The organism is Paenirhizobium daejeonense (assembly GCF_014280875.1).
Lineage (GTDB): Bacteria > Pseudomonadota > Alphaproteobacteria > Rhizobiales > Rhizobiaceae > Allorhizobium > Allorhizobium daejeonense.
Genome location: NZ_JACLAL010000021.1, coordinates 1 through 1,038, shown reverse-complemented (window position 1 = coordinate 1,038; position 1,038 = coordinate 1). Strand labels below are relative to the sequence as shown.

Sequence of the window (1,038 nt, the reverse complement as noted above, 5' to 3'; positions counted from 1 at the left end):
TCAATAGACGACGACGCCGCGGATGGATTCACCCTTGTGCATGAGTTCGAAGCCATGGTTGATGTCTTCGAGCGGCATGGTGTGGGTGATCATCGGATCGATCTGGATCTTGCCTTCCATGTACCAGTCGACGATCTTCGGCACGTCGGTGCGACCGCGCGCGCCGCCGAAGGCCGTGCCCATCCAGTTGCGGCCGGTGACCAGCTGGAACGGACGCGTCGAGATTTCCTGGCCCGCGCCCGCGACCCCGATGATCACAGACTTGCCCCAGCCGCGATGCGAGGCTTCCAGCGCCTGACGCATCACCTTCGTGTTGCCGGTGCAGTCGAAGGTGTAGTCCGCGCCGCCGATCAGGTCGCCGTTGCGCTTGGTCATGTTGACCAGATAGGGCACGATGTCGTCGCCGACTTCCTTCGGATTGACGAAATGCGTCATGCCGAACTTCTCGCCCCATGCCTTGCGGTCCGGGTTGATGTCTACGCCGATGATCATGTCCGCGCCGGCCAAACGCAGGCCCTGCAGAACGTTCAGACCGATGCCGCCGAGACCGAAGACGATCGCCGTCGAGCCGATCTCGACCTTGGCGGTGTTGATCACCGCGCCGATGCCGGTGGTGACGCCGCAGCCGATGTAGCAGACCTTGTCGAAGGGTGCGTCGGGGTTGATCTTGGCGACCGCGATCTCAGGCAGGACGGTGAAGTTCGAGAACGTCGAGCAACCCATGTAGTGATGGATCTTGTCCTTGCCGATGGAAAAGCGCGAAGTGCCGTCGGGCATCAGGCCCTGACCCTGGGTGGCGCGGATCGAGGTGCAGAGATTGGTCTTGCGCGAGGTGCAGGAATAGCATTCGCGGCATTCCGGGGTGTAGAGCGGAATGACGTGGTCGCCCTTCTTGACCGAGGTGACGCCCGGTCCGACGTCCACGACGATGCCCGCACCTTCATGGCCGAGGATCGCCGGGAACAGGCCTTCCGGATCCGCGCCCGACAGCGTGAAATCGTCGGTATGGCAGATCCCCGTCGCCTTCACCTCGATCAA

The 1,038-nt window shown here is 62.6% G+C and carries 1 protein-coding gene; it reads right to left on the bottom strand.

What is annotated here, in order from left to right:
- A partial coding sequence (locus H4I99_RS24310) for an S-(hydroxymethyl)glutathione dehydrogenase/class III alcohol dehydrogenase (RefSeq protein WP_186663413.1) occupies positions 1–1,038 on the bottom strand: 1,038 nt, incomplete at its 5' end.